Below are 10,167 nucleotides of genomic sequence, written 5' to 3'. Positions count from 1 at the left end.
ATATTTAAAATTGAAATTGCAGGATTTGGATATAATTTAATTTGATTATCAATACCTGTAACATTGCTTACTCCTAAAGTTGGGTTGTACTCATAAGCTCCCATATCTATGTCTGTATTATACACTCTTGCATGACCCAATACATCTGTTGTGATATGACTTGGCATGTAACTCACATTCCCTGCATCTACTGCTGGAGAGATGGATTGCAACGTAAAATCATTAGCCGTTGAATTAGTAAATAGCGGGTCACTTGGGTTCCCACTCAATTGAGCACCTTGTACAATATTATTATTTGAAGTTGGTGCGTTTCCTGATTGCTCTATGGGTTGAAATCCGTCATTATCATAAATAATACTATTTTGAATTTTACAATATGATACATTATTTAAAGACATAGCCTTATTAATACCAGAACTATTTTTAGTAATTGTTGTATTAATAATATTAACTCTACATACAGATCCATTGCCACCTGAGGCAGACAACCTAACTACCGATGCAGCATTTACACTTTCATTATTATAGATTGCACAGTTAATTAAACTACCATATCTAGAATTACTATACGTTCCTGATGCACCATAATCTAAGTTTTGATTTCCTACTGAATAGTTATCTCTTATAATACAGTTTTCAAAGTCCACATCTGAAAACGTACCACTTGCTCCACATGGACTAAATGTAGAAAACACAGCTATTTTAGAGGAGGTATTTTTTTCTATGATACAATTATTAAATAATGCGCTCACTGAACGGTTGGCATTATCTGGATTTGCATACACAGCTCCTCCTCTATCATGCGCATACTGTTGTGTGGCTGGTGTTGAACAACTATTACTTAATGCTCCATTAGCATTGGCTCCACTTATAGTAAAACCATCTATAATGGTTCCTGAATTAAAATTTCCTTTTAAAGTTACCACATGATAAGCATTGTCTTGCCTTGTTGCTTCAACGTTTGTAAGTATTGCACTATCGTCGCCATTTAAATCTCCAGATAAAACTGTAACATTTGTTTTTGGGTCTCTTTGTGTAATATCGGTTTCTGTACCATTAAAACCACCATATAGTTTTACAAGTTCAGTAATTAAAAAAGTATCTGCTCTACTAGATCCAGTGGTATAAATCCCTTGAGCCACCCAAATTTCAGATAAACCAGGTGTTGTGATATCAATTGCAGTTTGAATATCTGTTAAGGCATTAGCCCAAGAACTACCATCGTTTGTTCCCGTTGCATTTGCGTCTACATATATTGTTGCTAATGGTAAGTTAATGTCATAGCTCTTTACTGAAACTTTATTTGCATCCATATAAGCAATGAATAATGTGGTTCCATCTTGGCTTAATTCTATTTTAGCAGAGGAGTTTGTTTGCATTGTTAATCCAGGGCTAATATCTGACCAAGTATTTGTATAAAAGTTGTTTTCTACAACACGTAATGCATAATTTGATTGTATATAAAATGCATAATGATTATAACTAAACGGATTATAAATTAATTGATGAACACGTTCTTTGGTGTTTTGATTATTTGGTGGTGTAGACATCCCATTTTCACCAGTTAATAATGGATTACCACCATTATGTGCGTTATAAATAATTTTGTTATCATCACTAGCCATAACACCATCATTAAAAACAGTTGCAGCACCAGCTGTATTATAAGTACTGGTCCATGCATTAGAAATATATTCATAGATATATCTTTTCTCGCTAGAACTTACAACACCTGTTTCTCCTGCCGCAATTTTATTTGCAGTTACTAAATCAAAACTTCTACTCGTTACAACAATTGAGAAATCATTAGCCCAACTCGTTTCACCATTATTTTTTCTCTTTACACGAAGCGTTTCTCTGTATTGCAATGAATGTGTAAAGGTTGCAGCAATGGTTGCATCACCATTGGCATCAAATTTTAATTGCACTTTACTTAAAGGTTCATAACCAAATACATCGGCTGTATCAAGCACCCAGTTTGTACCATCGTATTTTTTCACCACTTGTCTATTGGTACTTGTATCTTTATAAGATACCCAAGGATAACCAGTTATTGGATTAATAGCAATGGCTAATTTCACAGGAACAATAGCTGGAGACACATTAGTTCCAACTTCTACCCAGTTGGTACCATCAAACATTTCTACATGTACCTTACCATCTACGGTTGTGTCAGAATAGGCAACATAAGGCACATTTGAAGAGCTTAATGCTAATGCGACATCTGCACCATCATTAGTAAATTGAGCTGCACCAACTTGATTCCATGTTTGCCCAAAAGTGTAACTACCTATAAATAGTAGGATTAAAAGTAATCTTGTTTTACTCACAAGACATTTATTAAATATGTGTCTGTGAAAAAATGTAATTTTTTGCATAATAAATTTGGTTTTTTGGTTATTAAAAAACCAAATTTGCCACTAATCAAGACTTAAATTAGTGGCAAACTGCTGAAATACGGTTTTGAGCTTTTAAAGTAACATTAGATATTTTGTACGATGGTTAAAAACTCTTCTTTTTTATCATTAGAGATAGACACTGTGTTATCGTTTTCCATAATAATATAGCCACCATCTTTTTTAATATACTCTTTAATATATTTAAGATTTATAAGATGTGAGCGATGCGGACGATAAAAAGATGTGATTTTTTGGAGACTTTCTACAAAGAATTTTAACGGCTTACTTACTAAAATTGTACCATCATTAATAGTAGACACATTAGTATACATACCATCTGCTTCTAAAGCAATAATATCTTCAAAACTAACAAACTTAATCCCATCTCCATTTGGTAAGCCAATTTTTTTAAAATTAGAATCTTGCAAACTCATTTTAAGTTCTGTAAGACGCTTGTTGATTTGAGAGTTTCCTATAAAAGCAAGCGCTTTATCAACAGCTTCTTTTACCTGACTTGGCCTCACAGGCTTCAACAAATAATCTATAGCAGAAAGTTGAAAAGCTTGTATAGCATACTCACTATAAGCTGTAGTAAAAATAATCTCGAAATTATGAACTTCCTTTTCTATAAAATTTAAAATCTCTAATCCAGAATGCTCTGGCATTTCAATATCTAAAAACACAATACTTGGCTGCTCTTGTTTTATTAATTCCACACCAGAAAGTAAATTATCTGCTTCATAAATCTCACAAATTTTCGGACAATTTTCTTCTATCAAAATTCGTAAAACCTGTCTTGCTTTTTTTTCGTCGTCTATAATTAATGCTTTCATTTTACTTTTTTAAAATTGGAATTTTCAAAATCACTTTCGTACCATTTGATCCTTCATTGTCTCGTAAATCAATAATTTGTACACCTATTTTTTGATCATTACCAAAGTTCAATAAATCTAAGCGTTCTGTAGTTGCCTTCAATGCAAACGATTTGTGTTGCAAAGCTCTTTTCTTATTAATTTCTTTAGATCGTTCTCTACCTACACCATTATCTTCAATTGTGCATTCTATTATTTTATCCGAAATTTTAAACATTGAAACCTTTAGCCTTCTGTTGTCTTTTTTGTGTAACAACCCATGTTTTAAAGCATTTTCTACATAAGGTTGAACTAACATAGTTGGTATCTTAATAAATTCAGAATTAGCTTTAGAATCAATAGTAAATGTATAATCTAGCTTATCTTCAAATCGCAATTTTTCTAACTCTAAATACAGTTTAAGATTGTATACCTCTTCTGGCACAGAAATAAAACCTGTATCACTAAAATGAAGGTAATTTCGAATTAAATCGGCAAACTTGCCTAAATAATCGCTTGCTAGATTTTTTTGATTTAATACAATATAATCCTGAATTGAGTTTAAAGCATTAAATATAAAATGCGGATTCATTTGTGCCTTTAAAGCTTTTAACTCAGAATCTTTATATTGTTTCTCTATAGCTAATCGCTTTTGAGTTTCTTTAAGTTCTATAGCAATTAACTCTGCTTTCTTTTTTGCTTTTATCCTACTAAAATAAAAGAGTGCAGATAATAACATAAGTCCTGCAATAACTAAAGCTCCTAAAAATAAATTTCTGTTTTTTTGACTTTCTAACTTTGTAATCGCAATTTCTTGTACGGCAAGTTCATTTTCTTTTTTAACTTTTTCAGTTTCATATTTAGTTTGCATTTCTTCCATTATAGACACCTTTTCTTTAGAGAAGATGCTGTCTTTAATTTGATAATGCTGTTCTAAATATGTATTAGCCTTAAAGTGGTCCTTTTTTCGTTTATAATAATCACTTTGCTCAAGATATGCTCTACTTAAGCCTTTAAAATTATGCTGTAGTTTGTAAATCTCTATGGTCTCATTATTGGCTATTATAGCCTCTTCAATTCTACCTGTATTAGCATATGCTACAGCTAATTCGATATTAGTATGTGCAATATTAGCTTCTTGATTATTTTCTTTAAAATAAACCAAAGACTGATTCAAATATTTAATTGCCGATTTATATTTCTTTCTTTTATTGTCTACAATTCCTAAAGACGAATTTGCGATTGCAATCCCTGTTTCAAAATTGACAGTTTCAGCAATGTTTTTTGCTGCTTTATAGTGACTTTCGGCTGCATCATAATTTTCAGATTCTTCATAAGCAGTTGCGAGATAAAAATGCACCTGAGCTTCTATATTTTTATTAGGGTTTTGTTTTAATAATTCTAAATTTTCTAGCTGAATATCAATAGCCAAATCTGATTTTTCCAAATGATTGTATATTCTAGCTATACTACTATTTGTATAAATCAATCCAGCAATATCCTTTAAGCTATCTTGCATTTTTTTTGACCGCAAAGCGAGGTCTAGTGCTTTATCATAGTTTCCAGATTGTATATGAAGCGATGTGAGGTTTGTATAAGAGTCTGACAATCCTTGTTTATAACCAATTTCTTCGCTAATAGAAATAGCTTCATTAAGAACATTTACGTTTTTTGAAATATCTCTTGTGGTATAATACTTTGTTAGGGTATTTAAAAGATTAACTCTTGTGGTATCTCTTACTTTATAGACTTCAACTAACTTTTTTATGCTATCAAATTCTTGCTCTTGTGCTTGACCAATATGCAATAGCAAGAACAGAATAAAAAACAGTTGAAATCTCATAGACAAAGGCATAGTTAGAGCTAAAATGAGTAAATTGATTCTATAAAATTATAATCAACTTCTCAAATTGACTTTTGAGCTTCTAAGATAGAAAATTCCTACTATTCAGGAAATTGATTAAAACTCTTTGAATCAAATTCTCCATTATTATTTTCAAAAACAATAAACACTTTTAATTCAGGATGTTTTTCGAGAAACCTTGTGAGCCTATCAATTCCCATGGCTTGAAACGCTGTAGCATAGCCATCTGCAGTCATACAATTATTAGCAATAACAGATACGCTCAGAATATTAGTTTTTGATGGATAGCCTGTTTTTGTGTTTATAATATGAGCATATCTATTTCCTTGATCATCAACCTTAAACTTTCTATAGGTTCCTGAGGTTGCCATAGCTTCATCTTTTAAACTTATTGCTTTATAAACAGATTGCTCTCCATCAAAACGAGGCTCATCTAGTCCAACTCGCCAAGGCGACTCTTTTTCAATATTTTTACCACGAGCTCTAATCTCACCTCCTATTTCAACTAGATAATTATCCACGTTCTTAGCGTCTAGAAAATCAGCGATAACATCAACTCCATAGCCTTTCGCTATGGCATTAAATTCTAAATAAGTCTCTTTTGGTTTATTAATTTTGAATCCATTTCTAAAAGGAGCGATTTGTACTTTCTGAAATCCGACATCTAACATTAAGTTGTTTATTGTAACACTATCTGTTAAAAACTTATTTTTATCGGCTCCAAAACTCCAAGCATTAACAACATTTCCAATGGTAGGATCGAAAGCACCTTGCGTGGCAGCAAATATTATTCTTGAGGTTCTAAATACCGAATTAAAATGATGATCTAAAATAACATCTTCATTTCTATTTAATTTTGAAATATCTGAATTAGGAATATAGGTTGACAACGCTTTATTAACGACTGTAAATAGACTATCAAATTGTTTGGTATAGTCCATTTCAGAAGCATAAATAATAGAATATGTTGTCCCAAAAACAGGTCCAGACAATTGGGTGTTTTTAACGTCTTGAGTGTTTGGTTTTGTTTGATTTTTACATGATGTAAAACACAAAACAATTAAGAAAAAATAAAAAAATCTATACATATGTCGTTTCTAAATTAGAGGTTATGGCAAAAATAATCTAATCTAATCACTTATTATTAACTAACGATTGTTAATAACATGCTCATAACCGCTCGTTCTTAGCGTTTTTAAGCAAAAAAAATCATTAATTTTATTTTTTGATAACAAACTATTAATCTTGAGTTACACCCTTAACAGAATGCCTAGAGTTTTCTATATATTTTTGACATTATTTTCGTTATGTTTTTTCTACGGAAATGCTCAAAAAACCACTGAGAATCATACTGTTAAGAAAGGAGAAACGGTTTATCAGCTCTCGCGAATATACAACGTATCTGTTAATGATATTTTTGAATTAAACCCTAATGCCTCTAATTTAATTTATGTAGGAGAGGTTTTAAAAATTCCTGTTTCCGAAGATAAAACAGTAACCAGTCAAAATAATACGCAACAAAATTTTACGCCAACTGATGGTTCGTTTGTTTATAAAGTTAAAAAAGGAGACACTAAATTTGGGCTGTCAAAAAAATTCGGGATTACCATTAGGTCACTAGAAGAACAAAATCCGCACACTAAGCCCATACTACAAGCTGGTCATGTTCTTAACATAAATAATTCTAATTACGTCGTCCAATCACAATCTCAGAGCACGACTAAAACTCAAAACACGTCATCATCAAATACATTCCATGAGGTGGTTAAAGGAGATACTTTTTATGGTATTTCGAGACAATACGCAGTTGATTTAAACTTACTTATGTCTATTAACACTTCAGTAATCCCAGAACAAATGGTTATTGGATCACAAATAAAAATACCGAATAATGATGATCAAAATACAGTTTCGATAATATCAAATACTGCTGAATATTTAGTAAAAAAAGGAGACACTAAATATGAGCTTTCAAAACGGTTTGATATTACAATTGCAGAATTGGAACGTTTAAACCCGCAAATTATAGACATGCTACGTTACGGAACTGTGATAAAAACTTCTTCGGAAAACACAAATACCATAACACAAACGGAAACTAATAAACCTTCAGAAGAAGAAGAAGAAGAAGAAGAAGAAGAAGAAGAAACAACTATTCAGGATTCAACACAAACTGAAACGGTTATTATAAAAGAAGATGTAGAGTCTAACACAAATGACCCAGAGAACACTGTTTTTAATGACTCAACTCAACTGGCAGAAAACGTTCAAAAAACAGATTCTATTACCAAAGTACCACCAATTATAGACACTAATGTTAATGAGCAATTAGCTTTTAAACCTTATATCATAGAGCCTAAAGAAACACTCTACGGTCTCTCTAAAAAAGCGGGAATGACTATACCTGAGTTTCTTAAATTAAACCCTGAGTTATCAAAATCTGTAACTATTGGGATGGTCATAAAAATGCCAATAACAAGTTTAGATACTGTTCCATCAAATGAAACATCTAATATTGACAACGCACTAACTAGTAATGCTTATACAGATTTAAGTTTAAATATAACTTCTAAAATCAACAAAAAAGTTCTAATGCTAATGCCTTTTAGTGATGTAGAATATAAATATTACACTAAAAATAGTAGTAATTATAACGCGATCACAAACACAAATTTAAGAGACAACATTCAGTTTTATAATGGTGCAAAAACCGCTATAGATAGTTTAGAACAATTGGGTATTACTACCGAAGTTAGCGTAATCAAAATTTCGAATACGCTAGAAGATATTGATGTAAATTCTTTTGATGCGATAATCACTTCTAATCTCAGTAAAGAGACTCAAACAGCTTTATCATCAACATTGAATAAGGAAATTCCTATTATACTTGCAAATTCAAAATCGGATGCTTATCAAATTGAAACTGTGTATCAAGCCATACCTAGTGTTAAAACTCAAATATTAAAAACACTTCAGTATATAAATCAGCAAAATGGTAACATCGTTGCTATTAGCGATAGTAATCGTACTATGAGTAGAGCTTTAATCAAAGAATTCTCACCCAATACTAAAGTATTTATTACCAATCCTGACAATGAATACTCAGAGCGTGATATTATCTCTAGCCTAGATAAAAACAAAACCAATTTCATTATTATTGATAGCGAAAAAAACGGTGTTTTCTTAAGTTCTACGACAATGCTATTAGCGCAATCATCAAATTATAAAATTCAAATTGCTGTGTTGGAATCATCTTTACTTCCAAACCAACAAAATATTTCATCAAAAAGATTTAGCATTTTAAAATTAATTTATCCAGATTTAATTCAACTATCTAACAGTCCAAATACACTAAAATATTTCATCAATTACAAACTTAATCATGATATAGAACCATCTAACCAAGTTCTCCAAGGGTTTGATATTGCGTATGATGTGGTATTAAGATTATCTCAAGACGTAAGTTTTGAAAAGACCACAAATCTTTATAAAACGGAATATTTAACGCTTAAATTTGATTACAAAAAAAATGATTCTGGATTTTTTGATAATCATGAGATCATCATAAGAGAATTTAAAAATTGAGATATTGGTTATTAATCAGTAGATTTAACCTTTTATAACAAGTTTTTCATGATAAAACAACCTATCACTATTAGCCTTAAACCGCTTATAATTTTATTTCTTTTTATCTTAGGTACATTACACATCAATGCACAGTGCCCTTCTATTTCAAATGCATCACAGAGTTTTTGTGATATAGATGATCCAATTGTATCAGACTTAGTAGCTATAGATAATGGGAATGGTATACTTTGGTATGACACAGAAAATTCTACAACACCAATTTCAAACACTGAAGGATTAGTATCTGGAGAAGATTATTATGCCGATGATGCTTCTGGCACATGCGGAACTAGAGAACGCGTAGATGTATTTATTTATGGCGCACCTACAGGTTTAAATTTTCAAGGTGTATGTGTTGATGACGTCAATGATGCTTTAATATCAGACCTAAATGCCGTTGGAAACAATGTACAATGGTACGATGTTCCTGCAGGTGGAACAGCTTTATCTCCTACAACAATTTTAAATGATAATACTATATACTATGCAGATCAAGAAAACCCTGACACAAACTGTAGAACATCTCGATTATCAGTATTAGTAAATGTTGGTCTGGTCCCTGTACCAACTGGAGATTCTATTCAAGAATTTTGTTCTGATGACACACCAACTGTTGCAGATTTGGTGGCTATAGGCTTTAATAATTGGTATGCTAATTCAGGTTCGGTTATCCCATTAGAAGAAACTGAACCTTTGATAGATGGTGAAAACTATTTTGCTACATCTGTAGATCCTCCTTGTGAAAGTGAAAACAGATTAGAAGTAACAGTAATAATAAGCCCACCCGCAAATGCAGGCACAAATGGCGTTTTAGACATCTGTGAAACAGATATCAATACTATCATGTCTGTAGATTTAATTGATAGTTTATCAGGAAATCCTGATACCGATGGTTCATGGAGTGGACCATTTTCTACAACTAATGGAAGTATTGGCACATTAGATATTACATCGTTAACAATTGCTGGTGGACCATACATATTTACATATCAAGTAGGTACAGCATCAATTTGTGGTAGTAATACATCAACAGTTACAATTACAATCATTCCACCCTCAAATGCTGGGACTGATAGTACTTTAGATTTATGTACAAATGATGCTCCAATTGACTTATTCACTTTACTTGGAAACTCTCCAGATACTGGTGGAACATGGTCTCCTGTGCTTGCAAGTGGAACTGGAATTTTTGATCCTGCCACAGACGCTCCCGGAACTTATACTTATACCGTCGGAAATGTGCCTTGTCAAGTTGATTCTTCAACTGTTACAGTAACCACTGCTATTCCTCCAAACCCTGGAACCGATGCTACTCTCGATTTATGTACTAATAATGACCCAATTGATTTATTTACTGTGCTTGGTGGTGCTCCTGAAACTGGTGGAACATGGTCGCCTGCGCTCGCCAGTGGCTCTGGAATTTTTG

6 protein-coding genes are annotated in these 10,167 nt (G+C 32.0%); 2 read left to right on the top strand and 4 right to left on the bottom strand.

From position 1 onward, the window contains the following. From TD29_RS16160 to TD29_RS16145, 4 genes are all read right to left on the bottom strand, one after another. The coding region (locus TD29_RS16160; protein WP_206539804.1) for a choice-of-anchor Q domain-containing protein at nt 1–2,330 on the bottom strand (2,330 nt) is incomplete at its 3' end. A gap of 152 nt (nt 2,331–2,482) precedes the next feature. After that, the gene (locus TD29_RS16155) at nt 2,483–3,232 is read right to left on the bottom strand and encodes a LytR/AlgR family response regulator transcription factor (protein ID WP_040282270.1); all 750 of its coding nucleotides are present in this window, start codon (nt 3,230–3,232) and stop codon (nt 2,483–2,485) included. Between the two features lies 1 nt (nt 3,233). After that, on the bottom strand, nt 3,234–5,093 hold the full coding sequence (locus tag TD29_RS16150; RefSeq protein ID WP_161792626.1) for a tetratricopeptide repeat-containing sensor histidine kinase: 1,860 nt from the start codon (nt 5,091–5,093) through the stop codon (nt 3,234–3,236). A 101-nt stretch (nt 5,094–5,194) separates the two neighbouring features. Continuing rightward, on the bottom strand, nt 5,195–6,202 hold the full coding sequence (locus TD29_RS16145) for an FAD:protein FMN transferase (protein ID WP_040282266.1): 1,008 nt from the start codon (nt 6,200–6,202) through the stop codon (nt 5,195–5,197). Between the two features lie 178 nt (nt 6,203–6,380). On the opposite strand from TD29_RS16145, the gene TD29_RS16140 reads away from it, so the two are divergent. Next, nucleotides 6,381–8,699: a muramidase family protein gene (locus TD29_RS16140; RefSeq protein ID WP_040282264.1), complete on the top strand. Its 2,319-nt coding sequence runs from the start codon at nt 6,381–6,383 to the stop codon at nt 8,697–8,699. 48 nt (nt 8,700–8,747) lie between these two features. Next, a partial coding sequence (locus TD29_RS16135) for a hypothetical protein (RefSeq protein WP_040282262.1) occupies nt 8,748–10,167 on the top strand: 1,420 nt, incomplete at its 3' end.

This window comes from Psychroserpens damuponensis (genome assembly GCF_000826655.1).
Lineage (GTDB): Bacteria > Bacteroidota > Bacteroidia > Flavobacteriales > Flavobacteriaceae > Psychroserpens > Psychroserpens damuponensis.
This window is presented reverse-complemented; position numbering and strand designations above follow the sequence as displayed.

What these genes read in the sequence shown, in the direction of transcription:
- TD29_RS16140 (WP_040282264.1), top strand. Translation starts at nt 6,381, where the DNA reads ATGCCTAGAGTTTTCTATATATTTTTGACATTATTTTCGTTATGTTTT.
- TD29_RS16145 (WP_040282266.1), bottom strand. Translation starts at nt 6,202, where the DNA reads ATGTATAGATTTTTTTATTTTTTCTTAATTGTTTTGTGTTTTACATCA.
- TD29_RS16155 (WP_040282270.1), bottom strand. Translation starts at nt 3,232, where the DNA reads ATGAAAGCATTAATTATAGACGACGAAAAAAAAGCAAGACAGGTTTTA.
- TD29_RS16150 (WP_161792626.1), bottom strand. Translation starts at nt 5,093, where the DNA reads ATGAGATTTCAACTGTTTTTTATTCTGTTCTTGCTATTGCATATTGGT.